The organism is Labedella populi, assembly GCF_004078655.1.
Classification (GTDB): domain Bacteria; phylum Actinomycetota; class Actinomycetes; order Actinomycetales; family Microbacteriaceae; genus Labedella; species Labedella populi.
In genome coordinates, this window is record NZ_RZNC01000001.1 from 634,113 (window position 1) to 660,332 (window position 26,220).

Genomic DNA, 26,220 nt, shown 5'->3' on the forward strand with positions numbered 1-26,220 from the left:
CCCGATGCTATCGACCCTCCCCCGCCTCCCCTCTCACCCCCCTGAAAACCTGTTATGTGCTCGAAAATTCGAGCACATAACAGGTTTTCAGGGGGGTAAGGGGGTGCGGGTCAGGGGGAGGGGGTGCGGGCAGGGCGGACGAAGAGCAGCAGGACGAGGCCGATCGCGAGGACAGCGACGATCCCGAGAATGCCCCAGTACTGTGCGCCACCGATCGCGACGAAGACGCCGAACGCCATCGGGGCGAGGAACGAGACGGCGCGGCCGGTCGTGGCGTAGAGGCCGAAGATCTCGCCCTCCTCGCCCGCGGGCACGATGCGCGCGAGGTAGCTGCGAGCCGCCGACTGGGCCGGACCGACGAAGAGGCAGAGCGCGAGGCCGAAGATCCAGAAGACCGTCTGTCCTCCGTCGTGCAGGACGAAGACGGCGAGGCCGGCGACGACGAGTCCGATGAGGGCGACGACGATGACCGGTTTCGCTCCCAGTCGGTCGTCGAGCAGGCCCACCGAGATGGTCGAGATACCCGCGACCACGTTGGCGGCGATCGCGAAGATGATGACCTCGCCGGCCGAGAAGCCGAAGGTCCCTGCAGCGAGTACGCCGCCGAAGGTGAAGACGCCCGCAAGCCCGTCCCGGAAGACGGCGCTCGCGGCGAGGAACCCGAGCAGGGGACGGTTCGTCCGCCAGAGTCGCGTGATGCTCGCGCCGAGCCGGCGGTAGGAGGCGAAGAAGCCGACGCGCTCGCGGTGCGCTCCGCGCCCCCGATACTCGGGCACGGCGAAGAACACGGGGAGGGCGAAGAGCCCGAACCAGACGGCCGACACGAGCATGGAGACGCGAACGTCCATCCCGTCGTCGCCCGTGACCCCGAACAGGCCGACCTCGGGCGAGATGAAACCGAAGTAGACGATGAGCAGGAGCACGATGCCGCCGAGATAGCCCATGCCCCAGCCGAAGCCCGACACGCGGCCGATGGTGCGTGGTGTGGCGACTTGCGAGAGCATCGCGTTGTAGTTGACGCCCGCGAACTCGAAGAAGATGTTGCCGGCCCCGAGGAGGAGGAGGCCGAGCGGCAGGAACGCCGCGTCGGGTGCGACGAGGAACAGGAGCGCCGTCGCGATCACCACGAGCGCCGTGTTGACGCCGAGCCAGAACTTGCGGCGCCCCGAGGTGTCCGAGCGCTGCCCGGTGACCGGGGCGAGGACGGCGATCACGAGACCGGCGGCGCTCAGCGTCCAGGCGAGCCATTGCGAGACGAGCGTCTCGCCCCCGAAGCCCTCGGCCGTGGTCAGGTACACCGTGAACACGAACGTCGTGACGACCGCGTTGAAGGAGGCGCTGCCCCAGTCCCACAGGCCCCAAGCGATCACGCGTCGGGTGTTCGTTCTCTCGGGGGACTCCACCAGCGGCGCGGCCGGGACGGAGGACTCAGTGGTGCCGCTCATGCGCTCAGCGTATCGCCGGGTGGTAGCCGGTCGGTGAACGACGGAGCCCGCGGCATCGCGTTGGGGAGCGGCAGCCCCGCGACCCGTGACACTCCTCTTAACGTGCGGTGGCCGCGAGGGCACCCCCGCGGCCACCGCACGTCGCGTTCTGCAGCACTCAGCCGTCGCGCAGTGGGCGCCCGCTCGCGTCCGTCTGGAAGTTCTGCGACCGGGTGAGGATCATGATGCCCTCGATGAGCCCCCAGATGGAGGACACGATCGCGAGGGTCCCGAACGAGATCACCGTGATGCAGACCATGGCGATGCCGATGCCCGTGTAACCGAGGTAGAACCGGTGCACACCGAACGCGCCGAGGAGGATGCCGAGGATGCCGGCGACGACGCGGCTCTTCGCCTGCGGATCGAAGTTCGGGTTGTAGCCGCCGGGCGTCTGGCCGTAACCGGGCCCGCCGGCGTACCCGCCGTAACCACCCTGCTGGGGATAGGCGTTCGGGTCGAACGGCGGGGTCTGCTGGTAGCCGTTCGCATCGTACGGCGGGTAGGGCACCTCGCCGGGTGCCGGAGGCTGCGGCGCCTGTCCGTAGCTGTTGGGGGCGGAGGGCGACTCCGTGGAGCTCTGTCCATACGGAGAGGACCCCGGGGGCGGTGTCGACGGGGTGCCCTGTCCGTATCCCGGGTAGGGGGCCGAGTCGTGCGGGGGGACCGGAGTGTCCTGCGCGGGGCGCGCGGCGTCGAACGGCGGCTGGGCGTCTGACGGCGGCGGGACGGGCGGGTCCTGCGGCGGGACGGGCGGCTGGTTGTTGTCGGACATGTCCGTATCCTACCGACGCGGCGCTCTCGTGCCGAGGGGGAAACGCCCGTCCCGATGGGAGTTGAGCCGTTTACACTCAACTTTCAGTCCCCCGACTTGACGGCGGGATCGTGCCGAGTAAACTTGAGTCGTCGGCGCTCAAGTCTCGATCGAGGCTTGGCCGGCACCGGACTTCGGGCCGCTCCTCCAGAGGCGGCACCCGTACGGGCGGATCGCCCGAGAAGGAGAAACACACCATGGCACGAGCAGTAGGAATCGACCTCGGAACCACCAACTCGGTGGTCAGCGTCCTCGAGGGTGGCGAACCCACCGTCATCGCGAACGCCGAGGGTCTGCGCACCACCCCGTCGGTCGTCGCGTTCACCAAGGACGGCGAGGTGCTCGTCGGCGAGACCGCGAAGCGCCAGGCCGTCACGAACGTCGACCGCACCATCGCGTCGGTCAAGCGCCACATGGGCACGAACTGGACCTTCGCCGTCGACGACAAGAAGTACACCCCGCAGGAGGTGTCGGCCCGCATCCTCGCGAAGCTCAAGCGCGACGCCGAGCAGTACCTCGGCGACACCGTGACCGACGCGGTCATCACCGTCCCCGCGTACTTCAACGACGCTGAGCGTCAGGCCACGAAGGAAGCCGGCGAGATCGCGGGCCTCAACGTGCTCCGCATCATCAACGAGCCGACCGCCGCCGCGCTCGCGTACGGCCTCGACAAGGGCAAGGAGGACGAGCTCATCCTCGTCTTCGACCTCGGTGGCGGAACCTTCGACGTCTCCCTCCTCGAGGTGGGCAAGGACGACGACTTCTCGACGATCCAGGTCCGCTCCACGGCTGGTGACAACCGCCTCGGTGGCGACGACTGGGACCAGCGGATCGTCGACTGGCTCGCGACGCGCTTCAAGGAGTCGACGGGAGTCGACGTCTCGAACGACAAGATCGCGAAGCAGCGCCTCAAGGAGGCCGCGGAGCAGGCGAAGAAGGAACTGAGCTCGCAGACGTCGACCAACATCACGCTGCCCTACCTCTCGCTCACGGAGTCCGGCCCCGCGAACCTCGACGAGACGCTCAGCCGCGCCAAGTTCGAGGACCTCACGAAGGACCTGCTCGAGCGCACGAAGAAGCCGTTCCAGGACGTCATCCGCGAGGCGGGCATCAAGGTCGGCGACATCGCACACGTCGTGCTCGTCGGCGGATCGACCCGTATGCCGGCGGTCTCCGAGCTCGTGAAGCAGGAGACCGGCGGTCAGGAGCCCAACAAGGGCGTCAACCCTGACGAGGTCGTCGCCGTCGGCGCCGCTCTCCAGGCAGGTGTCCTCAAGGGCGAGCGCAAGGACGTGCTCCTCATCGACGTCACCCCCCTCGCTCTCGGTATCGAGACGAAGGGTGGCATCATGACGAAGCTCATCGAGCGCAACACCGCCATCCCGACGAAGCGTTCCGAGACCTTCACGACGGCGGACGACAACCAGCCGTCCGTCGCGATCCAGGTCTTCCAGGGTGAGCGCGAGTTCACGCGGGACAACAAGAACCTCGGAACGTTCGAGCTCACCGGCATCGCCCCGGCCCCGCGCGGCATTCCGCAGGTCGAGGTCACGTTCGACATCGACGCCAACGGAATCGTGCACGTGTCAGCGAAGGACAAGGGCACCGGCAAGGAGCAGTCGATGACGATCACGGGCGGCTCGGCCCTCTCGAAGGAGGACATCGAGCGCATGGTCCGCGAGGGCGAGGAGCACGCGGCGGAGGACAAGCGTCGTCGTGAGCAGGCGGAGACGCGCAACAACGCCGAGCAGCTCGCCTACAGCACCGACAAGCTCATCAAGGACAACGAGGACAAGCTCCCCGAGGACGTCAAGTCCGAGGTCCAGGGTGACGTCGACGCGCTCAAGTCGGCTCTCGCGGGCGAGGACGAGGACGCGGTGAAGGCCGCCTTCGATAAGCTCAGCACGAGCCAGACGAAGCTCGGGGAAGCGATCTACGCGCAGTCCCAGGCGGAGCAGGCCGCTCCCGCCGAGGGTGCTGAGCAGCCCGCCGACTCCTCGAACGACGAGGACGTCGTGGACGCCGAAGTGGTCGATGACGAGGACGACAAGAAGTAATGACTGAGAACCGAAACCCACAGGATCACGACAGCGAACCCCAGGGCGACGGTTTCTCCGCCGGTGAGGGGCCGGAGGCGACGGCCTCCGGCCCCGCGCCGCAGGACGGGGAGACCGCCGGCCAGTCGGACGGCACCCCCGCCGGCGAGGAGGAGCTGACCGTTCAGGACATTCTCGATGCGGCCGAAGCCGAAGCCGAAGCCGAAGCCGAGGGCGAGGGCGAGGGCGAGGTCGACGGATCGGCGACGTCCGGTCCGGACTCCGAGCACCTCGAGGACCTGCGCCGGGTCACGGCGGAGTACGCCAACTACCGCAAGCGCACGGAGGCGAACCGCGAGACCGAGCGCGAGCGCACGACGGGTGACGTCGTGAAGCTGCTGCTCCCGGTGCTCGACGACCTGGACCGTGCCGAGAAGCACGGCGACCTCGCGGGAGACGCGCCCTTCGCGCAGATCGCCACGAAGCTGCGGTCGGCCGTGGAACGGCTCGGCTTGCGTCCGTTCGGAGCCGCGGGCGAGCCGTTCGACCCGACCATGCACGAGGCGATCTTCCAGCAGCCGAGTGCCGAGGCGACCTCCGAGTCGATCCTCGACGTCGTCGAGACGGGGTACTTCGTGGGAGGAACGCTCCTGCGCGCGGCCAAGGTCGTCGTACAGGTGCCGGCGAACTAAGGGATAACGGACAGATGGCAAGTCAAGATTGGTTCGACAAGGACTTCTACAAAGTCCTGGGTGTGTCGAAGGACGTCTCGGCTGCCGACCTCAAGAAGACGTACCGCAAGCTCGCGCGGACGTATCACCCGGATTCGAACCCGGGCGACGCCGCGGCCGAGGCTCGCTTCAAGGAGATCAGCGAGGCGTATACCGTCCTCAACGATCCCGAGCAGCGCAAGGAGTACGACGCCGTCCGGGCCATGGGCTCGGGCGCGCGCTTCACGGCTCCGGGCGGCGGCGGGGCCGGCAACGGGGGTTTCGAGGACGTCTTCGGCGGGATGTTCGGTGGAGGCTCCCGCGGGCAGCAGTACAGCTACCAGCAGTCCGGCTTCGAGGACATCCTCGGGGGCATGTTCGGTGGCGGTGGTGGCGGCCGCACCGCGGGCTTCGGCTCGCCGAGCGGCGGCTTCCGCGGGTTCGGCGGCCCGACGAAGGGACGCGATGTGACCGCGTCGACGACCGTCGACTTCGTCACGGCGACCCAGGGCGACACCGTGAGCCTGCAGACGTCGGAGGGGCGCACCATCAAGGTGAAGATCCCCGCGGGCGTCTCCGACGGGCAGAAGATCCGCTTGCGCGGCAAGGGTCAGCCCTCTCCCGACGGCGGCGAGGCCGGAGACATCGTGCTCACGGTGTCGGTGCGCAAGCACCCCGTCTTCGAGCGCGACGGTCTCAACCTCCGGGTGACGGTCCCCGTCACGTTCGTCGAGGCGACCCTCGGCGCGACGATCGAGGTCCCGACGCTCGGAGGCGAGCCCGTCAAGCTGCGGGTCGCCCCGGGCACGCCGTCCGGACGCGTCCTGCGCGTGAAGGGCAAGGGCGTCACGACCTCGAAGGGGACGGGCGACCTGCTCGCGGTCGTCCAGGTGGCGGTGCCGTCGCACTTGAGTGCGGAGGCTCTCGAAGCGCTCAACACGTTCGCGAAGGTGGGGCCGCAGGAGAATCCCCGCGTCGACCTCATCGCTCGCGCACGCGGGTGACCGCCGCACACCGGACGGAACACGGCGCACCGAACACGACACGGACAGGCGGCCCGGCGGCCGGGAGGAGGGTGATCATCGATGGATGAGGAGACACCTGTCTTCGCGATCGCCGTGGCCGCCGAGCTCGCGGGTATGCACCCGCAGACGCTTCGCCAGTACGACCGCATCGGTCTTGTGAGCCCGACGCGCACGGCCGGCAAGTCGCGGCGCTACTCGATGCGCGACGTCATGCAGTTGCGCGAGGTCGCGCGGCTCAGCTCGGAGGGCGTGAGCCTCGAAGGCATCTCGCGTATCCTCGCGCTCGAGAACCAGGTCGCGGACCTCACGAAGCGCGTCCGGGACCTCGAGCACACGCTCGCAGACCAGATGCTGCGCTCGTCGGGGCGCCTCGTCTTCGCCGCGGGTGCCCACGGGGACGTCGTCCCGCTCCGCCACGGCACGCGCGCCCAGCGCCGTACCGAAGTCGTCGTCTGGCGTCCCCTCGGGGAGCGCCCGGCTCGTGTCGAGCCCGACGACGTTCTCGGCGACGACTGACTCAGCGACCGTCGAAGAGGCGGCCGATGGAGTCGAAGCGCTCGCCGTAGTGCTGAGCAAGAGACTTCGCGACCGTCACGGAATCGACGAGCGGATGTGCGGCGAAGGCGCGCCACGCGAGCTCGCGGGCGTGAGTACCGGAGGAGCGCGTCGCCTCGATGACGAGTCTCTCCGCGGACTTCACAGTCGTCATGAGCCCCGCCATCTCGCCGGTCACCTCGGCGATCGGCCACGGGTGGACACCCGAACCGTCGACCGTGCAGCCGACTTCGATCACCGCGTCGTCGGGTAGCGCCGGCACGAGACCGGCGTTCGCGATGTTCAGGATCATCGTGGACGAGCGCCCGGTCGCAAGCGCTGCCATGAGGTCGAGCGCGACCTGCTGGTACCCGCCCGAGTCGACGTCGGAGGCGTGGCGTTCGCCCTCCTCTCCCTCCGGCCGGCTCTCGGCCATGTAGCTCGATTCGCGCTCATGGCGCGTGCGGAGCCACGATGCGAGGGGGTCCTCGCCCGGCGCGTCGAAGAACGCCCGCTGCTGCACGTCGAGGAACTGGCCGCGCGTCGCCTCGGACGCCGCGATCCGTTCGGTCGCCTCTCGCGTGAAGTAGTAGTAGTACAGGTATTCGTTGGGGAGCGCCCCGATCGCACGCACCCAGTCGAAGCCCATGAGCCGGGCCTCCTCGATCTCCGCGAGCGCCGCGTCCGAGGCGAGCAGGTCGGGCAAGCGGTCCTCGCCGCCCACCTCGAGCGAGCGGAGCCAGCCCAGGTGGTTGAGGCCGACGTAGTCGAATCGGAGGGGCGCGTCGCTCGCGCCGGCGAGCGGGGCGACGGCGGTGGCGGCTCGCCGCATGAGACCGATCGGGGTGTCGCAGATGCCCACGACACGCTCCCCGAGGATCGAACGCATCGCCTCGGTCACGATGCCGGCCGGATTCGTGAAGTTGATGACCCAGGCATCTGGTGCGACGTCGCGGATCCGACGCGCCAGTCGCTCCATGAACGGGACGGTGCGGAGCGCGTAGGCGAGCCCGCCCGGCCCCACCGTTTCTTGGCCGAGGACTCCCAAATCGAGTGCCGTGCGCTCGTCGATGATCCGGCCCTCGGTGCCGCCGATGCGGACCGCGCTGAAGACGAAGTCCGCACCCGTGAGGGCCTCGTCGAGGTCATCGGTCGTCGTGATGCGCGGGTGACGGGCGGTCGACTCGGACAGCCGCTCGATCACGGCCCCGATGGTGCCGAGGCGAGAGGTCGACGTGTCGTACAGGCACAGCTCGTCGATGACGACGGGCGCGCCCGCGGCTGCGACGGCCTCGAAGACCTGGGGTACGCGGAATCCGCCGCCGCCGATGATCGTGAGCTTCATGTGGTGAGCACCTCCACTCCGGCGGACCGGAGAACGTCGAGTGTGGCGGGGTCGGCGTCGTCGTTGGTGACGACCGTCGAGTAACGATCCGGCCCGCACACGTTGAGCAGACCGACGCCGGGGAACTTCGAGGAATCTGCGAGCACGACGACGCGGTTCGACGACTCGATCATGGCCTTCTTGACGGGCACCTCCATGCCTGTCGTGTCGGCGATCGTGCCGTCTGAGCGGATTCCGCTGGTGCCGAGGAAACACACGGATGCGCGGATCTGCGCGAGTGCCTGCTCGGTGAGTACACCGACCATGGAGTGGTAGTTCTTGCGCACGGCGCCTCCCAGCACGATGAGTTCGACCTCGTCGTCGTCGCGGAGCTGGTCGATCACGGCGAGGCTCGAGGTCACGACGGTGAGGCGACGCCCGCGCAGATGCCGTGCCAGGAGCGCGGTCGTGGTGCCGATGTCGATGAGGATGACGTCGCCGTCCTCCACGAGTGCAGCGGCACGGGAGGCGACGAGTTCCTTCTCGGCACTGCGGACGCGCTCGACGTCGCTGAACGGCACCCGATCGGGTTCCACATTGCCGCCCCCGCGGACGCGCCGGAGCAGTCCGTCGGCGCTCAGCGCGTTGAGGTCGCGGCGGATCGTCGAGGCGGAGACGCCGAACCGACCGGCCAGGAGTTCGACGGACACCTCTCCCTCCGTGCGCAGGGAGTCCAGGATCTTCGCCTGGCGCGTCGCTGTAAGCATGCGGCGAGCATATCAGTCACTTTCGATCATGATTTGACGCAACTTCGATCATTAACCAGTATGTTCAATCAAACGGCTCCACCTCGACGACGAAGGACTCCTCATGACTCCGAGCAACGCTGATCACGATGTCGACGTCGTGCTCGCGGGATCGATGTTCTTCGACATGGTGCTCACGGGTCTGAGCGCGCCGCCGTCGGCCGGCACCGAGGTCTGGGCCTCCGGTATGGGGTCGAGCCCGGGCGGCGTCGCGAACCTCGCCGTCGCCGCGAGCCGGCTCGGGCTCCGCACAGCCCTCGCGTCCACCTTCGGCGACGACGCCTACGGCCGCTGGTGCTGGCGCGTGCTCGAGCAGCACGAGCACATCGACCTCAGTCGCTCACGCTGCCTCGAGGACTGGCACACGGCGGTCACCGTCTCGATCGCCGAGCACGGCGACCGGAGCATGATCACGCACGGGCACGACAGCCCGCTCAGGGCGGATGACCTGCTCGCGGACGCGGTCTCCTCGGCCGCGGCCTTCGCCGAGCTGAGCGGCATGACGACCGTCGACGAGAACGAGGAGTGGTGGCGGCGGGCAGCCGCCTCCGGTACCCGGGTCTTCGCCGACGTCGGCTGGGACTCGACGGGAGTCTGGGATCCCGCGACCCTCGACCCGCTCGACTCCTGCTACGCCTTCACACCGAACCAGGTCGAGGCCATGGCGTACACCCGGACCGACTCGCCGCTCGCCGCCGCGCGCATCCTGGCCGAGCGGGTGCCACTCGTCGTCGTCACGTGTGGAGCGGACGGTGCTCTCGCGATCGACGCGGAGGCCGGGGTGGAGGCCGTCGTCCCACCCGTCCCCGTCACCCTCCTCGACGCGACCGGCGCCGGCGACGTCTTCGCGGCCTCCTTCGTGCTCGGGACGCTCCGCTCGTGGCCGCTCGAGCAGCGACTCGCGTTCTCCGCGTTGTGCTCGGCGCTCGCCGTCCAGCAGTTCGGCGGGTCTCTCGCCGCTCCCGGCTGGGGCGACATCGCCGACTGGTGGGCTCGCACGCGCGCCGCCGGCGAGAGCGACCTCGTCCGCCGCTACGGTTTCCTCGACGACGCCGTGCCCGCCGGCACCGCCGGCACCGCCGGGATCGTGCGCCGCGCCGATGCGACCTTCCGTTGGCCGGACGACGTGATCGAGACCATCCCGAACCCCGATCGACCCCTCACCGCACCACCCACCCGTTTGGAAGGGAACCACGGCAATGAATAGACGAAATCGCACGCTGTTGTCAGGGATCGGTGCGGGCACGCTCGTCGTCGCCCTCGCCGCTTGTGCTCCGGGCGCCGGCGGCACGTCTGACCCCGACACGGACACGGGCGCCATCTCCACCGACATCAGCGGTGTCGAGGACATGACCCTCACCGTGTGGGACCAGGAGACGCGCGGCGGCCAGAACGAGCAGATGGAACAGCTCAACGCGGCGTTCGAGGAGAAGTACCCGAACATCACGATCGAGCGTAATTCGCAGTCGTTCGACGACCTCGCGACGACGTTGCGGCTCGCGCTCACCGGCAACGACGCGCCGGACGTCGTGCAGGCGAACAACGGTCGCAACTCGATGGGCGCCTTCGTCGAGGCCGGTCAGTTGCGTCCCCTCGACGACTACGCCGCGGAGTACGGGTGGACCGACCGCTACTCCGAGAACGTCCTCCAGTACTCCACCTACGGCGAGGAGGGCGCTGTCTTCGGCGAGGGTGAACTCTACGGCCTCCCGCAGGTCGGCGAGGTCGTCGGCGTCTTCTACTCGAAGGCCAAGCTCGCGGAGCTCGGTCTCGAGGTGCCGGAGACGTGGGCGGACTTCGAGGACGCCGTGGAGGCCGCCTCCGCCGATGGTCCTGCTCTCCAACTCGGGAACATCGAGCAGTGGCCGGCCGGTCACGTGTTCGGTCCGATCCAGGGCCAGTACGTCGACGCCGCCGACGTCACGGCCCTCGGTCTCGGCAACCCCGGTGCGAGTTGGACGAGTCAGGACAACGTCGACGCCGCCGCGGAGTTGCAGGACTGGGTCGAGGCCGGCTACTTCAACGAGGGCGTGAACGGCACCGACTACGACGCGGCGTGGCAAGCGTTCGGCTCGGGCGACGGCACGTTCCTCATGGGAGGATCGTGGCTCGCCGCTGACCTCGAGGACGCGATGGGCGACGACGTCGGCTTCTTCGCCCCCGCCCGCGACGACGGCACGATCGCGACGACGGGTGGCACGGGTCTCCCCTTCACGGTGACCTCGGCGGCCGAGAACAGCGACGTCGCCGCGGCGTACATCGACTTCATCACGAGCGACGAGGCCATGGAGGTGCTCGCCGAGACCGGAAACCTCCCGGTCAACCGCACGGCCGAGCTCGCTCCGAGCGACGGCGTCCTCGCGGACGTGTACGCGGTGTTCGGCGAGGTCACGGAGTCGGGCGAACTCCTGCCGTACCTCGACTACGCGACTCCCACATTCGGCGACACCCTCGGCCAGGCGCTGCAGGATCTCATCGACGGCCGGGTCGACCCGGAGGCCTTCACCGAGCAGCTCGAGACCGACTACGCGGGATTCACCTCAGGCGATGAGTAGGACCACCGTGCCCGGCCGGAGCGCGCGTCGCTCCGGCCGGGCGTGGGTGCCGTACGCGTACCTCGCTCCGGCGCTCGTCGTCTACGGCGTCTTCCTGCTCTTCCCCATCGGACGGGCGGCGCAGTTCTCGTTCTTCGAGTGGGACGGGCTCGGGGAATCGACGTTCGTCGGCCTCGACAACTACGTCACCGTCTTCCAGGACGGCCGACTCCTCGAAGCGTTCGGGCACGCGTTCGTGCTGATCTTCTTCTTCTCGATCCTGCCCCTCGGGATCGGCCTCCTCGCCGCGGGTGTCCTCAACCGGGCACAGGTGCGCGGTCTCGGGTTCTTCCGTACGGTGCTCTTCCTGCCGCAAGTCATCGCCATGGTCGTCGTCGCCGTGGCGTGGAGGCAGATCTACGCACCGGACGGAGTACTCAACGGCGCGCTGCGCGCCGTGGGGCTCGGTCACCTGACGAGGCCGTGGCTCGGCGACTACACCTTCACTCTCCCCGCCGTCGGCCTCGTCGGCACGTGGGTCGCGACCGGGCTCGTCATCGTCCTCATGCTCGCGGGGATGAGCAAGATCCCGCGCGAGCACTACGAGGCGGCCCGACTCGACGGTGCCGGGGCGCTCCGGGAGTTCCTCGCCGTGACCCTCCCCGCCGTCCGCGGCGAGATCACGGTTGCGCTCACACTCACGATCATCGCGGCCCTCAAGACGTTCGACCTCGTGTACGTGACGACGCGTGGTGGCCCCGGCACGTCGACGACCGTGCCGAGCTACGAGATCTACCGCCGTGCGTTCGAGACCGGTGACGTGGGTCTCGCGACAGCCGTCGGAGTCGTGCTCACTCTCGTCGTCCTCGTCATCACCGCCGTCATCAATCGCATCGGAGACAGATCGTGAAGGTCTCGGCGTTCGAGCGCGCGACGAACTACGTCGTGCTCGTCTTCTTCGCCCTCGTCGTGCTCGGCCCCATCGGCGTCATCGTCTCGTTGGCTTTCGGCCCCGAGAGCGCCTCGGTCGCACGCGAGGGCTTCGCACTGCACATCGAGAACTTCGCGGAGGCCTGGGTCGTCGGCCGGTTCGGCGAGTACATGGCGTGGTCGGTCGTCGTCGCCGTCATCGTCGTCGTGATCGCCGTGACGTGCTCCATCCTCGCCGGGTACGCGTTCGGGGTGATGAGGTTCCGGGGTTCCGGCGTGCTCTTCGCGCTCTTCCTGCTCGGCATCATGGTGCCGACCGAGGCGTTCATCGTCCCGCTCTTCTTCGACATGCGCAGTCTCGGTCTCACGAACACCGTGTGGGGCGTCGCCCTGCCGCAAGCGGCGATGTCGATCGCCTTCGGAACGTACTGGATGCGCACGTACTTCCGATCCGCGAGCCTCTCGATCATCGAGGCCGCGCGGCTCGACGGGGCCGGCTCGTTCCGAATCCTGTGGCAGATCCTCGTGCCCGTCGGGCGCCCCGCGATCCTCACCCTCGTGCTGCTCACGTTCATGTGGACGTGGAACGAGTTCCTCATCCCGCTCGTGATGTCGCCGAGCGGCACCGTGCGCACGGCGCCTCTCGGGCTCGCCTTCTTCCAGGGGCAGTACACACAGGGCACGGCGCTGCTCGCCGCCGGAGCCGTCCTCGTCGCTCTGCCCGTCGTCGTGCTCTACATCTTCCTGCAGCGGCATTTCATCACGGGCATGATCGAGGGAGCCGTGCGCGAGTGATCAACATCCATCGGCTCCCCGATCCTGCAGCGGTCGGTCGCGCGGCCGCCGATCTCGTCGATGCCGCCGTTCTCGACCGGGGCGAGCGTGTCGTGGGTCTCGCGACCGGTTCGTCGCCGCTCGAGACGTACGCGGAACTCGTGCGCCGGCACGGCCGGGACCCGCACAGCCCGTATCGGTCCGTCGACGCGTATCTCCTCGACGAATACGTCGGCCTGCCGGTCGGGCACCCCGAGCGCTACGCCGCGGTGATCCGCCGGGAGTTCACGGACGCGATGGGGGTGGCGCCGCACCGGGTGCACGGCCCTGACGCCGACGCGCCCGACCTCGACGAGGCGAGCCGCGCCTACGACGCGGCGATCGAACGCGCCGGGGGAGTGGGAATGCAGCTCCTCGGCCTCGGGAGCGACGGGCACATCGCCTTCAATGCGCCGGGCACCCCCTTCGACGCGGGCACGCACGTCGCGACACTGAGCGAGTCGACCCGTCGGGACAACGCGAGGTTCTTCGGCGGTGATGTGGCGAGCGTGCCGCGGACGGCGCTCTCTCAAGGCATCGCGACGATCCTGCGTGCCCGCTCGATCGTCGTGATCGCGACGGGTGCCCGGAAGGCCGACGTCGTCGGGCGACTGCTCTCGAGCGAGCCGACGGAGGCCCTCCCGGCGACGGCCCTCCTCCGTCACCCGGGCACCGTCCTGCTCATCGACGACGCGGCCGCGGCCCACCTTCCCTGAGGTGGGGCGTGTCGTCCCCTCAGACGTTCCGGCGGGGACCGGCACGCGAGACCTCACGAGTGGTGCGGGGTGGCCGTACGCTGAGGGGATGCCTTCCTTCGACTTCGACGCGCTCCGGCGCCGGCCAGACGTCGAGGCCCCCGACCTCGTCGCGGTCGACGCGACCGATCGGCTCCTGCTCGACGAAGCCGCTCCGGCGCTCGAGACGGCGGCCCCGGCAGAGGTCGCCGTCGTCGGCGACCACTACGGGGCGATCGCGCTCGGCGCCGTCGCTCTGCACGGTGCGCGGCACGTCCGGGTGCATCAGGACGCGCTCTCGGGAGAGCTCGCGCTGCGACGCAACGCGGAAGCGTTCGGGCTCGAATCCGAGGTGAACTCCGGACCGCTCGGCGAGCCGCTCGTCGCGGGCGCCCGCGTGGTGCTCGCGCAACTGCCCCGCTCGCTCGACGCCCTCGACGAGATCGCCGCCGTCGTCTCCCGGGGGGCGGCGCCGGACGTGGTCCTGTATGCCGGGGGCCGTGTGAAGCACATGACGCGCGGGATGAACGACGTGCTCGGGCGCTACTTCGACGACGTGACGGCGACACGGGGCAGGCAGAAGTCCCGGGTGCTCGTCGCGCGCTCGCCCAAGCCGGACGCCGTGCCGCGCTCGTGGCCCGTCCGCGCCCACGACGCTGCCCTCGACCTCCACGTCTGCTCCTTCGGCGCCGCCTTCGCCGGCGCGCGTGTCGATGTCGGGACCCGCTTCCTCCTCGAGTCGGTGCCCCGGATGACGCGGAGCGCCCGAGTCGCGCTGGACCTCGGATCCGGCACGGGTGTCATCGCGTCGGTCCTCGCACGTTCGCGGCCCGGCTTGCGCGTCATCGCAAGCGACCAGTCCGCGTCGGCCGTCGCGTCCACGCGCGCCACGGCCGAGGCCAATGGGGTCGCCGACCGCATCGAGGTCGTGCGCGACGACGCTGCGTCGGCGCTCGCGGACGGTTCCGTCGACCTCGTGGTCCTCAATCCCCCCTTCCACATCGGCAACGCCGTTCACGCGGGGATCGCGGAGAAGCTCTTCGTCGCCGCCGGCCGTGTGCTCGTTCCCGGCGGCGAACTCTGGACGGTGTGGAACTCCGGGCTGCGCTACCGCGAGAGCCTCGAGCGGCACGTCGGCCCGACCGAGCAGGTCGCCCGGAACGCCACGTTCACCGTCACGGTCTCACGGCGGCACTGAGCGGGTCCGCTCCTCAGGATCCATCGGGAGGATGACGATCCGGCCGCGCGGCCCGGGATAGTCTGACCGCGGCCGCGGATCCGACCCGGCTGCGAGGGGCGGCATGGCGAGATTCACACCGGTCGAGGAGCGCATCGACACCTTCGCACGCCGCCTCCTCGCGGGGGCACCGGAACGTGGTGCTCGGGCGCGGCTCGTCGAGTTCCTCGTCTTCGGCGCGAAGCAGGCATGGGCGTGCGTCTTCGGCGCCCTGCTCCTCGTCGTCCTCGTGGCGGCGCGACTCTGGTACCCGGACGACGCGGTCGTCGCCCGCAACGACGTCCTCGTGCTCGCGGCCGTCGCGATCCAGGTGTTCATGCTCGTGGCCCGCCTCGAGTCGGGCCGAGAACTCTGGGTGATCGTGCTCTTTCACGTCGTGGGCACCGTCATGGAACTGTTCAAGACGGAGGTCGGATCGTGGAGCTACGAGGCGGGCGGTGTCCTGCACATCGGGGCCGTCCCGTTGTTCAGCGGCTTCATGTACGCCGCGGTCGGCTCCTATATGGTCCGCGTCTACCGGCTCTTCGACTTGCGCTTCGCCCGGTATCCGCGCGTCTGGATGTCGGCGGTCGTGGCTGGGCTCATCTACGCGAACTTCTTCACCCACCACTACGTCTGGGACGCGCGCTGGCTCCTGCTCGCGGCGATCGTGTTCGTCTACGCGCGGACGGTCATGCACTTCCGCGTGTTCCGGCGGACCTTCCGGATGCCCGTACTCGCCGCGTTCCTGCTCGTGGCGGTCTTCATCTGGCTCGCTGAGAACATCGCGACGGCCGCGGGCGCCTGGATCTATCCGCATCAGGAGACGGGTTGGGAGCTCGTCCCGCTCACGAAGCTCGTCGCGTGGTTCCTGCTCATGATGATCTCGGTCGTGCTCGTCACGTTCGTATACCCGCCGCGCACCCCCGATCCCGTGCACGTCGAGCGCCACACGTGACGCCGAGCGCCACACGAATCCGTGTGGTGCTCGGCGGGAGGCGGCGCGCTCGCGGTGGGCGCGGTCACGCGCAGGGCTAGCGGTCGGTCGTCGCGTCGGCGATTTCGCGCTCATCCTCAGCGGTTGGCGGGCCGGCGTGGCCCTGGCCGCGGGTCTTCGCGAGGCTCGCGACCGTCGCGGCGGCGATGGTCGCGCCGATGAAGGCGAGAGAGAACCAGATCGGGATCTCGGGAGCCCAGAGCATCGGCTCACCCGCGTTGATGAACGGCAGTTCGTTGACGTGCATCGCGTGCAGCACGAGCTTGACACCGATGAACGCGAGGATGACCGCGAGGCCCTGCGCGAGGTACACGAGGCGCTCGAGCAGTCCACCGATGAGGAAGAACAGCTGGCGTAGACCCATGAGGGCGAAGGCGTTGGCCGTGAAGACGATGTAGGCCTCCTCGGTCAGGCCGTAGATCGCGGGGATCGAGTCGACGGCGAAGACGAGGTCGATGACGCCGATCGCGATGATCACGAGGAGCATGGGTGTGAAGAAGCGCTTGCCGTCGATCCTCACAGCGATGCGATCGCGGTGGTAGTCGTCGGTGATCGGGAGGATGCGTCGCGCGAGCCTGACGGCCCGGCCGTTCGCGGGATCGCTCTCGTGACTGCTGAACGCCTGCCGGTAGGCGAGCACGAGCAGGAGCGCACCGAAGATGTAGAAGATCCAGGAGAAGTTGTCGATGAGCGTCGCCCCGACGGCGATGAAGATGCCGCGGAGGACGAGGGCGATGATGATGCCGATCATCAGGACCTTCTGCTGGTACGCCTTCGGCACCGCGAAGCCGCTCATGACGATGAGGAAGACGAACAGGTTGTCGATCGAGAGCGCCTTCTCGGTGAGGTAGCCGGCGAAGTACTCGCCGCCGAAGCCCCAGCCGGAGACCATGCCGATCCCGACGCCGAAGAGGAGGGCGAGGCCGATGTAGAAGGCCGACCATCGAGCGGACTCGCCGATGCTCGGCTCGTGGGGTTTGCGGACGTGGGCGAAGAACTCGTACACGAAGAAGGCGATCGTGACGGCGATCGTGATCAGCCAGACAGCAGGGGTGACGTTCACTTTTCCAGTGCTCCAGAAGGGGTCGACGGACGTGGACCAAAGTCTCATCCGCCCCCGGATCGCGGAGTCGCGATCTGCTGGAGGCCGACACTCCGGGACCCGTCGATGGGTCCGTATTGACGAAAGCGCCGGAGCTGGATTACTCCCCTTGCGGCGACAAGAGTAGGAAATGAACCTGAGCAAGCGCCCGGAGTCCCGGTGGGTCCTTCCTCCCTCTGGCGCGCGTGCGGACCGGGTGCGGAGGTGGCAGGCTTGAGAGGTGACCCCCACCCTCTCCGACACGGACACCTCGAGGAGCGCCGAGCTCCATGAGGAGGGCGCGCACGCCTCCCCCTGGGTCGCGATCGTCTGGAACGACCCCGTCAACCTGATGTCGTACGTGTCCTTCGTCTTCCGCAGCTACTTCGGGTACTCCCGTCCCGAGGCCGAACGCCTCATGCTGCGCGTGCACAACGACGGACGAGCGGTCGTCGCCACGGGGAATCGTGAGGAGATGGAGCGGCACGTCGAGGCTATGCACGGGTACGGACTCTGGGCCAGCATCGCGAAGGCCGACGAGTGAGCGCGTTCCTCGCGACGACGGACGGTCGCGTGCTTGCACATTTCGACGCCTCGGAGGTGGACGTGCTGCTGTCCTTGTCGCGGCAGTTCTCGGCGCTGCTGCATGACGCCGCTGATCCCGCGCACCTCGTCGACCCGGCCATCGCCCGGCTCTTCCCCGCTGCGTACCGCGACGACGCCGCGGCGTCGGACGAGTTCCGGCGGTACACGCAGAAGGATCTCGCGAGCGCGAAGCTCCACGCCGCCGACCGGGTGCAGTCCGCGCTCGACGGCACGGCTGAGCCGTCCCTCGAGGTCGTGCTTCCCGACGGACGCGTCGCGATCGGGCTGAGCGTCGAGGACGGCTGGTCCTGGCTACGGCATCTCACCGATCTCCGTCTGACTCTCGCCGCGCGGATGGGCGTCGTCGACGACACCGCGGCCTTCGACGACGAACCGGACCCCGACGTGCTGACCGAGGACGAGCTGCTCACGCGAAGCCTCTTCGATTGGGTCGGGTACGTGCAAGAGCTGTTCGTCGCGGCTCTCGAGGACGTCGCCGGGACCGACACGATCGCGGGCCCGAGCGCAAGCGGCCCGTCGTCCACGGGGGAGTGAGCCCGCGGCCCTAGCCTGGGGTCACCATGCACATCCTGATGCTGAGCGACCAGCACGCCGCGTCCGCCGGAGGGGTGCAGGTCTCCATCCGCCTGCAGACCCGGTTCCTCGAACGAGCCGGGCACACGGTCACGGTGTGCGCGCCGCGGATGCACCCGTCGCATCCGGTCGATCCCCACGATGTCGACACGGCCTCGCTACCGATCACGCTGGACCGGGAGTACTCGGCCTCACTTCCGGGCAGACGCACCGATGCCGCTCTCGATCGGGCGATGGCCGCGCGTCCGCCGGTCGACGTCGTGCACGTTCAGGCCGACTTCTGGCAAGCGGTCATCGGGTACCGCTTCGCCGAGCGGCACGGGATCCCCGTGGTGCACACGTTCCACAATCACGTCGAGTTCGGGATCGAGCAAGTGGTTCCGGCTCCGCGGTTGGCTGTGCGCGCGATGCTGTGGGCACAAGGACTCGTGCTCCGTCCTCGGTTGTCGGCACTCCGGCCGAGCGCGTGGAGCTACCTCGACGAGTTCGCGCGGCGGGCGTCGGAACTCGTCGCCCCGAGCCGACACTTCGCGGAACTCCTCCGGACGAGAGGGATCGGACCGGACATCGAGGTGATCGCGACGGGCGTCGACGACGACCTCATCGACGAGGTGCGCGCGGCGGCGGCGTCGTCGTCGGGGGAGAGGCGTCGACCGGTCTTCCTCTGGATGGGCAGGATGAGCGCGGAGAAGCGGCTCATGGAGTTCCTCGAGGCCGTTCGCCTGTCGGGGGCCGATGCCGAGTTCCGTCTGTACGGCGCCGGACTCCTCCTCGGGAAGGCCGAGGCGTTCGTCGCGCGCCACGGTCTCGGTGATCGTGTGGTCTTCGCAGGTCGGGTGCCGTATCGCGATTCGCTCGTCGCGTTGGCGAGCGCCGATGCGCTTGTGCAGACGTCGATCGGATTCGAGACGCAGGGGATGACCGTCTTCGAAGCGACCGTGGTCGGGACGCGCTCGATCGTGAGCGATCCGGCGATCGCCGGGGATCTTCCGGAAGGGGCGGCATGGCAGCCGGCGGACGGTTCGGTGCGGGCTCTCGCGGACACGATCGCCGAGGTCGCGGGAGCCCTGCAGTCCGGCACGGCCGACTCGCTCTCTCCGGGTGCCGGAGACTCCCTGCTGCAGAGCACGCAGACCGCGCGGATGATCGCCGTCTATGAGCGCGCCATCCGAGCCCACTCGCGAGCAGCGTGAGGGGTAGTGGACGACATATCCGCGTGATTCCGCGGATCCGGACCGCGACACGCCCGGGATGCAGGTGCAATTTGCACGACCCCCGGATCCCACGTAATGTCTTCCTTGTTGCCCCGAGCGGAACGGAAAGCGGGAAGCAGCGAGTGAGTGAAAAACTCACCAGCTAGCTCAGCTCCGAACCCCATGCGGCAAGTGTCTCTGACACAAACCACCCCAGTCTAAAACGCTGATCCTCTTGTAGTGATCGCCTCACATGACTAGGATGGAAAATCCACTCCCGGAGCAGTCAAATGCCCCACTCGGGTGTCTCTGTCGATAAGACAGTAAGACTTCCGGAAGCGAATTTGACACAGCGAAACGAAGTGGTAAGGTAGAGAAGTTGCCCCGAATGGCTGCCGGAAGGCGAGCAGTCGGGAGCGCCCGATCCTTGAGAACTCAACAGCGTGCACAATGTCAAATGCCAAAAACCTCGTGACTGTGCTTACTCGATTCAACTTCGTTGATGACAGTGAACAACACTGACGACAGTCAGGCGCCGACCTCGGTCGGCGAGTCGTGAGATTCCTTTGGAAAAATATTGAACAACAAAGCAAGTCAGTAATGATTTGTTCTGTCAGTTTCGAACTCGTATCGCTCCTACCCATTCCGGTGGGACGGTACACAAAATGTGCCGGGCGTTCGCGTCCGTGCAAATAAACATTTACGGAGAGTTTGATCCTGGCTCAGGACGAACGCTGGCGGCGTGCTTAACACATGCAAGTCGAACGGTGAAAGAGGAGCTTGCTCCTCTGGATCAGTGGCGAACGGGTGAGTAACACGTGAGTAACCTGCCCTTGACTCTGGGATAAGCGTTGGAAACGACGTCTAATACCGGATACGAACCGTGGAGGCATCTCCTGCGGTTGGAAAGAACTTCGGTCAAGGATGGACTCGCGGCCTATCAGGTAGTTGGTGAGGTAACGGCTCACCAAGCCGACGACGGGTAGCCGGCCTGAGAGGGTGACCGGCCACACTGGGACTGAGACACGGCCCAGACTCCTACGGGAGGCAGCAGTGGGGAATATTGCACAATGGGCGAAAGCCTGATGCAGCAACGCCGCGTGAGGGACGACGGCCTTCGGGTTGTAAACCTCTTTTAGCAGGGAAGAAGCGAAAGTGACGGTACCTGCAGAAAAAGCACCGGCTAACTACGTGCCAGCAGCCGCGGTAATACGTAGGGTGCAAGCGTTGTCCGGAATTATTGGGCGTAAAGAGCTCGTAGGCGGTTTGTCGCGTCTGCTGTGAAAACGCGAGGCTCAACCTCGCGCCTGCAGTGGGTACGGGCAGACTAGAGTGCGGTAGGGGAGATTGGAATTCCTGGTGTAGCGGTGGAATGCGCAGATATCAGGAGGAACACCGATGGCGAAGGCAGATCTCTGGGCCGTAACTGACGCTGAGGAGCGAAAGCGTGGGGAGCGAACAGGATTAGATACCCTGGTAGTCCACGCCGTAAACGTTGGGAACTAGATGTGGGGACCATTCCACGGTCTCCGTGTCGCAGCTAACGCATTAAGTTCCCCGCCTGGGGAGTACGGCCGCAAGGCTAAAACTCAAAGGAATTGACGGGGGCCCGCACAAGCGGCGGAGCATGCGGATTAATTCGATGCAACGCGAAGAACCTTACCAAGGCTTGACATATACCGGAAACGGCTAGAAATAGTCGCCCCGCAAGGTCGGTATACAGGTGGTGCATGGTTGTCGTCAGCTCGTGTCGTGAGATGTTGGGTTAAGTCCCGCAACGAGCGCAACCCTCGTTCTATGTTGCCAGCACGTAATGGTGGGAACTCATGGAAGACTGCCGGGGTCAACTCGGAGGAAGGTGGGGATGACGTCAAATCATCATGCCCCTTATGTCTTGGGCTTCACGCATGCTACAATGGCCGGTACAAAGGGCTGCAATACCGTAAGGTGGAGCGAATCCCAAAAAGCCGGTCTCAGTTCGGATTGAGGTCTGCAACTCGACCTCATGAAGTCGGAGTCGCTAGTAATCGCAGATCAGCAACGCTGCGGTGAATACGTTCCCGGGCCTTGTACACACCGCCCGTCAAGTCATGAAAGTCGGTAACACCCGAAGCCAGTGGCCCAACCTTTTGGAGGGAGCTGTCTAAGGTGGGATCGGTAATTAGGACTAAGTCGTAACAAGGTAGCCGTACCGGAAGGTGCGGCTGGATCACCTCCTTTCTAAGGAGCATCTGACTCTCCACTCCGGTGGTGAGTCCAGAGCCAGCATCGAGGCGAATGTCCTCGACTGGAAGCTCATGGGTGGAACATTGACATTGGTGAAGCGCTGAACAGCGAGATCACAGTACGCCGGCTTGCCGGTTGGAACCGATCGAACTGGGAACCGCTTCACATGCACGCTGTTGGGTCCTGAGGGACCGGGAAGGATCGAGAGATCCGGACTGCACCTCTGGACCTTTCGTCGTCGGCATGACTTGCCGACGCGGAGGGTACCGCCCGTACTTTGAGAACTACACAGTGGACGCGAGCATCTTAGATTCAGAGTTTCGACTCTGGATCACAAAGATCAAAGACCCTCTTCGGAGGGTCGTAGATCATTGGTCAATTTCTTTAGAGAAATCGATTCAAACTCATGTGATTTCAAGTTTCTAAGAGCAAACGGTGGATGCCTTGGCATCTGGAGCCGAAGAAGGACGTAGTAATCTGCGATAAGCCTCGGGGAGCTGATAAACAAGCGTTATATCCGAGGATTTCCGAATGGGGAAACCCCGCTGGGCCCGCAAGGTGACCCAGTGACTCCCGCCTGAATATATAGGGCGGGTAGAGGGAACGTGGGGAAGTGAAACATCTCAGTACCCACAGGAAGAGAAAACAACAGTGATTCCGAGAGTAGTGGCGAGCGAAATCGGAACAGGCTAAACCGAGCATGTGTGATAGCTATCAGGCGTTGCATGTTCGGGGTTGTGGGACTTTCCAGACCGCGCTGATAAGCGGTCAGCATTAGAACGCGATATAGACGAATGGTATTGAAAGGCCAGTCATAGAGGGTGCCAACCCCGTAGTCGAAATGTCGCAATCGTGCGGAGAGTATCCCAAGTATCACGGGGCCCGAGAAATCCCGTGTGAATCTGTCAGGACCACCTGATAAGCCTAAATACTCCCAGATGACCGATAGCGGACAAGTACCGTGAGGGAAAGGTGAAAAGTACCCCGGGAGGGGAGTGAAATAGTACCTGAAACCGTTTGCTTACAAACCGTTGGAGCCTCCTTGTAGGGGTGACAGCGTGCCTTTTGAAGAATGAGCCTGCGAGTTAGCGATATGTGGCGAGGTTAACCCGTGAGGGGAAGCCGTAGCGAAAGCGAGTCTGAATAGGGCGATTCAGTCGCATGTCCTAGACCCGAAGCGAAGTGATCTATCCATGGCCAGGTTGAAGCGACGGTAAGACGTCGTGGAGGACCGAACCCACTTAGGTTGAAAACTGAGGGGATGAGCTGTGGATAGGGGTGAAAGGCCAATCAAACTTCGTGATAGCTGGTTCTCTCCGAAATGCATTTAGGTGCAGCGTTGCGTGTTTCTTGCCGGAGGTAGAGCTACTGGATGGCCGATGGGCCCCAAAAGGTTACTGACGTCAGCCAAACTCCGAATGCCGGTAAGTGAGAGCGCAGCAGTGAGACAGTGGGGGATAAGCTTCATTGTCGAGAGGGAAACAACCCAGACCACCAACTAAGGTCCCAAAGCGCGTGCTAAGTGGGAAAGGATGTGGAGTTGCACAGACAACCAGGAGGTTGGCTTAGAAGCAGCCACCCTTGAAAGAGTGCGTAATAGCTCACTGGTCAAGTGATTCCGCGCCGACAATGTAACGGGGCTCAAGCACGCCACCGAAGTTGTGGCATTGACATTAGTGGTAGGCCTTCGTGGTCCAGCCGTGTTGATGGGTAGGAGAGCGTCGTGTGGCGAGTGAAGCGGCGGTGTGAACCAGCCGTGGACGCCACACGAGTGAGAATGCAGGCATGAGTAGCGAAAGACGGGTGAGAAACCCGTCCTCCGAAAGACCAAGGGTTCCAGGGCCAGGTTAATCCGCCCTGGGTAAGTCGGGACCTAAGGCGAGGCCGACAGGCGTAGTCGATGGACAACGGGTTGATATTCCCGTACCGGCGAAGAACCGCCCAAGCCAATCCAGTAGTGCTAAGAGTCCTAACCCGGACGACTGATTCCCTTCGGGGATGACGCATCCGGTCTAACGCTCGAACCCGTCTGGTGCGGTTAGCGTATTAACAGGTGTGACGCAGGAAGGTAGTCGGTCCTAGGCGATGGTTGTCCTAGGCCAAGGTTGTAGGCCGAGAGATAGGCAAATCCGTCTCTCACATAGGCTGAGAACTTAAGGGGAGCACGATAAGTGCAAGATCCGATGATCCTATGCTGCCAAGAAAAGCATCGACGCGAGGTTCCAGCTGCCCGTACCCCAAACCGACACAGGTGGTCAGGTAGAGAATACCAAGGAGATCGAGAGAATCGTGGTTAAGGAACTCGGCAAAATGCCCCCGTAACTTCGGGAGAAGGGGGGCCTGAGGCGTGAACGGATTTACTCCGGGAAGCGCTGTATGGCCGCAGAGACCAGTGGGAAGCGACTGTTTACTAAAAACACAGGTCCGTGCCAAGTCGCAAGACGATGTATACGGACTGACGCCTGCCCGGTGCTGGAAGGTTAAGAGGAAGGGTTAGCTTCGGCGAAGCTCAGAATTTAAGCCCCAGTAAACGGCGGTGGTAACTATAACCATCCTAAGGTAGCGAAATTCCTTGTCGGGTAAGTTCCGACCTGCACGAATGGCGTAACGACTTCCCAGCTGTCTCAACCGCGAACTCGGCGAAATTGCACTACGAGTAAAGATGCTCGTTACGCGCAGCAGGACGGAAAGACCCCGTGACCTTTACTACAGTTTGGTATTGGTGTTCGGTGTGGCTTGTGTAGGATAGGTGGGAGACTGTGAAGCTGGCACGCTAGTGTCGGTGGAGTCGTTGTTGAAATACCACTCTGGTCACTCTGGATGTCTAACTTAGAACCGTAATCCGGTTCAGGGACAGTGCCTGATGGGTAGTTTAACTGGGGCGGTTGCCTCCCAAAAAGTAACGGAGGCGCCCAAAGGTTCCCTCAACCTGGTTGGCAATCAGGTGTCGAGTGTAAGTGCACAAGGGAGCTTGACTGTGAGACTGACAAGTCGAGCAGGGACGAAAGTCGGGACTAGTGATCCGGCAGTGGCTTGTGGAAGCGCTGTCGCTCAACGGATAAAAGGTACCTCGGGGATAACAGGCTGATCTTGCCCAAGAGTCCATATCGACGGCATGGTTTGGCACCTCGATGTCGGCTCGTCGCATCCTGGGGCTGGAGTAGGTCCCAAGGGTTGGGCTGTTCGCCCATTAAAGCGGTACGCGAGCTGGGTTTAGAACGTCGTGAGACAGTTCGGTCCCTATCCGCTGCGCGCGTTGGAAATTTGAGAGGATCTGACCCTAGTACGAGAGGACCGGGTTGGACGAACCTCTGGTGTGTCAGTTGTTCCGCCAGGAGCACCGCTGATTAGCTACGTTCGGGATGGATAACCGCTGAAAGCATCTAAGCGGGAAGCCGGCCTCAAGATGAGATTTCCATACCTTCGGGTGAGAGGCTCCCAGCCAGACTACTGGGTTGATAGGCCGGATGTGGAAGAGAGGACTAAAGACTCTCGGAGCTGACCGGTACTAATAAGCCGATGACTTGATAATCACTACACTCATACTGTTGTAAGGCTGGTATGAGTGGCCTGATGCCCGCGTCCACTGAGTGGTTCTCGATGTACGGTCGAGAACTGATCTAGCTAACAGCTAGTACGTTCACTTTGATACATCAATAGTGTTTCGGCGGCCATAGCGAGAGGGAAACGCCCGGTTACATTCCGAACCCGGAAGCTAAGACTCTCTGCGCCGATGGTACTGCAGGGGGGACCCTGTGGGAGAGTAGGACACCGCCGGACTTCTTCGTTGAAATGGCCACCCATTGTTGGGTGGCCATTTTGCGTTAACGGGGCATGCTCGAGAGAGCCCGTGATGCCGGAACGAGCGAGAACGACCTGGAGACGACATGAGCGAGACCGACGACGAGCGGAACGGCCGCTCCAGGCCCCCACGCGACGGGGCAGATCGCGATCGACGCGCCGGCGGACCCGCCGGAGGCTCTCGCGCTCAAGGCGGCGACGATCGTCGCGCCCGCCAAGGCGGTCGCGACGACCGTCGACCGGCGCGTGACAACGATCGACGTCCTCCTCGTGAGGGTGATCGGCGTCCTCCTCGTGAGGGTGACCGTCGTCCCTCGCGTGACAACGACCGTCGTCCTGCTCGCGGAGGTGACAGCCGTCCCTCGCGTGACAGCGACCGTCGTCCTCCTCGTGAGGGTGATCGTCGTCCTCCGCGTGACAACGACCGTCGTCCGCCGCGCGAGGGTGATCGCGGTCCCGCCCGAGAGGGTGACCGTCGTCCGCCTCGCGACAATGATCGTCGTCCCCCGCGAGAGGGTGACCGTCGTCCCTCCGGCGACAGGGAATGGTCGCCTCGTCCTCCGCGTGACGGTCGGCCGCCCCGAGAGGGCGCCCGCGACTCCGGTCGTCCGTCGTACGGCGATCGAGGCGGCATCGGACGGGGCCGTACCGACGGCGACTCCCGCCCGCGGCGGGACGCACGTCCCGACCGAGGAGGCCGTCCTCCCCAGCGTGACGGGCGCCCCGACCGGGGCGGGCGGCCGCAGCGGAACGATCGGTTCGAGCCTGAACTGACGCCCGAGGAAC

Annotated in this window: 20 protein-coding genes and 3 rRNA genes; 18 read left to right on the top strand and 5 right to left on the bottom strand. The window is 65.7% G+C overall.

The features are described from left to right. Positions 1-110: 110 nt before the first annotated feature. A complete protein-coding gene (locus ELQ92_RS03195; RefSeq protein ID WP_128497518.1) occupies positions 111-1,445 on the bottom strand; it encodes an MFS transporter in 1,335 nt (444 codons plus the stop codon). Positions 1,446-1,602: 157 nt separating this feature from the next. Further along, complete coding sequence (locus ELQ92_RS16525) at positions 1,603-2,256, bottom strand: TM2 domain-containing protein (RefSeq protein WP_128497519.1); 654 nt, start codon at positions 2,254-2,256, stop codon at positions 1,603-1,605. A gap of 236 nt (positions 2,257-2,492) precedes the next feature. Here ELQ92_RS16525 and dnaK point away from each other — a divergent pair, with 236 nt between their 5' ends. The 4 genes from dnaK to ELQ92_RS03220 all read left to right on the top strand — a co-directional run bounded on the left by dnaK (position 2,493) and on the right by ELQ92_RS03220 (position 6,582). Then, a complete protein-coding gene (dnaK, locus tag ELQ92_RS03205; protein WP_128497520.1) occupies positions 2,493-4,352 on the top strand; it encodes a molecular chaperone DnaK in 1,860 nt (619 codons plus the stop codon). Further along, positions 4,352-5,023, top strand: a complete 672-nt coding sequence (locus ELQ92_RS03210; RefSeq protein ID WP_128497521.1) for a nucleotide exchange factor GrpE — start codon at positions 4,352-4,354, stop codon at positions 5,021-5,023. Before dnaK ends, ELQ92_RS03210 begins: the two co-directional genes overlap by 1 nt. Before the next feature lie 14 nt (positions 5,024-5,037). Continuing rightward, on the top strand, positions 5,038-6,045 hold the full coding sequence (locus tag ELQ92_RS03215) for a DnaJ C-terminal domain-containing protein (RefSeq protein ID WP_128497522.1): 1,008 nt from the start codon (positions 5,038-5,040) through the stop codon (positions 6,043-6,045). Between the two features lie 81 nt (positions 6,046-6,126). Then, positions 6,127-6,582, top strand: coding sequence for a heat shock protein transcriptional repressor HspR (locus ELQ92_RS03220; protein ID WP_128497523.1), 456 nt, complete (start codon positions 6,127-6,129; stop codon positions 6,580-6,582). Position 6,583: 1 nt separating this feature from the next. Here the strand turns inward: ELQ92_RS03220 and ELQ92_RS03225 are convergent, their stop codons facing one another. Then, complete coding sequence (locus ELQ92_RS03225; protein WP_128497524.1) at positions 6,584-7,945, bottom strand: 6-phospho-beta-glucosidase; 1,362 nt, start codon at positions 7,943-7,945, stop codon at positions 6,584-6,586. Further along, complete coding sequence (locus ELQ92_RS03230; RefSeq protein ID WP_128497525.1) at positions 7,942-8,691, bottom strand: DeoR/GlpR family DNA-binding transcription regulator; 750 nt, start codon at positions 8,689-8,691, stop codon at positions 7,942-7,944. The genes ELQ92_RS03225 and ELQ92_RS03230 overlap by 4 nt, the downstream gene beginning before the upstream one ends. A 103-nt stretch (positions 8,692-8,794) precedes the next feature. On the opposite strand from ELQ92_RS03230, the gene ELQ92_RS03235 reads away from it, so the two are divergent. The 7 genes from ELQ92_RS03235 to ELQ92_RS03265 all read left to right on the top strand — a co-directional run bounded on the left by ELQ92_RS03235 (position 8,795) and on the right by ELQ92_RS03265 (position 15,915). Continuing rightward, the gene (locus ELQ92_RS03235; protein ID WP_128497526.1) at positions 8,795-9,937 is read left to right on the top strand and encodes a carbohydrate kinase family protein; all 1,143 of its coding nucleotides are present in this window, start codon (positions 8,795-8,797) and stop codon (positions 9,935-9,937) included. Continuing rightward, complete coding sequence (locus ELQ92_RS03240; protein WP_128497527.1) at positions 9,930-11,285, top strand: ABC transporter substrate-binding protein; 1,356 nt, start codon at positions 9,930-9,932, stop codon at positions 11,283-11,285. The genes ELQ92_RS03235 and ELQ92_RS03240 overlap by 8 nt, the downstream gene beginning before the upstream one ends. Continuing rightward, complete coding sequence (locus tag ELQ92_RS03245) at positions 11,278-12,174, top strand: carbohydrate ABC transporter permease (protein ID WP_128497528.1); 897 nt, start codon at positions 11,278-11,280, stop codon at positions 12,172-12,174. The genes ELQ92_RS03240 and ELQ92_RS03245 overlap by 8 nt, the downstream gene beginning before the upstream one ends. Then, a complete protein-coding gene (locus ELQ92_RS03250) occupies positions 12,171-12,989 on the top strand; it encodes a carbohydrate ABC transporter permease (protein ID WP_128497529.1) in 819 nt (272 codons plus the stop codon). Before ELQ92_RS03245 ends, ELQ92_RS03250 begins: the two co-directional genes overlap by 4 nt. After that, on the top strand, positions 12,986-13,723 hold the full coding sequence (locus ELQ92_RS03255) for a glucosamine-6-phosphate deaminase (protein ID WP_243694844.1): 738 nt from the start codon (positions 12,986-12,988) through the stop codon (positions 13,721-13,723). Before ELQ92_RS03250 ends, ELQ92_RS03255 begins: the two co-directional genes overlap by 4 nt. A gap of 88 nt (positions 13,724-13,811) precedes the next feature. After that, a complete protein-coding gene (locus ELQ92_RS03260) occupies positions 13,812-14,939 on the top strand; it encodes a class I SAM-dependent methyltransferase (protein ID WP_128497530.1) in 1,128 nt (375 codons plus the stop codon). A 103-nt stretch (positions 14,940-15,042) separates the two neighbouring features. After that, positions 15,043-15,915, top strand: a complete 873-nt coding sequence (locus ELQ92_RS03265) for a DUF817 domain-containing protein (protein ID WP_128497531.1) — start codon at positions 15,043-15,045, stop codon at positions 15,913-15,915. A 76-nt stretch (positions 15,916-15,991) separates the two neighbouring features. Here ELQ92_RS03265 and ELQ92_RS03270 read toward each other — a convergent pair whose 3' ends face one another. Further along, on the bottom strand, positions 15,992-17,017 hold the full coding sequence (locus tag ELQ92_RS03270) for a TerC family protein (RefSeq protein ID WP_166426691.1): 1,026 nt from the start codon (positions 17,015-17,017) through the stop codon (positions 15,992-15,994). Positions 17,018-17,276: 259 nt separating this feature from the next. On the opposite strand from ELQ92_RS03270, the gene clpS reads away from it, so the two are divergent. From clpS to ELQ92_RS03305, 7 genes are all read left to right on the top strand, one after another. Further along, positions 17,277-17,579 (top strand): ATP-dependent Clp protease adapter ClpS, encoded by a 303-nt coding sequence (gene clpS / locus ELQ92_RS16530; protein ID WP_243694845.1) that lies wholly within the window; start codon positions 17,277-17,279, stop codon positions 17,577-17,579. Continuing rightward, complete coding sequence (locus ELQ92_RS03280; protein WP_166426692.1) at positions 17,576-18,175, top strand: DUF2017 family protein; 600 nt, start codon at positions 17,576-17,578, stop codon at positions 18,173-18,175. Before clpS ends, ELQ92_RS03280 begins: the two co-directional genes overlap by 4 nt. 26 nt (positions 18,176-18,201) lie before the next feature. Continuing rightward, positions 18,202-19,407: a glycosyltransferase gene (locus ELQ92_RS03285; protein ID WP_128497534.1), complete on the top strand. Its 1,206-nt coding sequence runs from the start codon at positions 18,202-18,204 to the stop codon at positions 19,405-19,407. Positions 19,408-20,106: 699 nt separating this feature from the next. Further along, a 16S ribosomal RNA gene (locus ELQ92_RS03290) occupies positions 20,107-21,627 on the top strand. Positions 21,628-22,045: 418 nt separating this feature from the next. Continuing rightward, a 23S ribosomal RNA gene (locus ELQ92_RS03295) occupies positions 22,046-25,165 on the top strand. A 131-nt stretch (positions 25,166-25,296) separates the two neighbouring features. Further along, a 5S ribosomal RNA gene (rrf, locus tag ELQ92_RS03300) occupies positions 25,297-25,413 on the top strand. Together the 16S, 23S and 5S rRNA genes form the textbook arrangement of a ribosomal RNA operon. Positions 25,414-25,680: 267 nt before the next feature. Beyond that, a complete protein-coding gene (locus ELQ92_RS03305) occupies positions 25,681-26,208 on the top strand; it encodes a hypothetical protein (protein ID WP_128497535.1) in 528 nt (175 codons plus the stop codon). Positions 26,209-26,220: the final 12 nt, after the last annotated feature.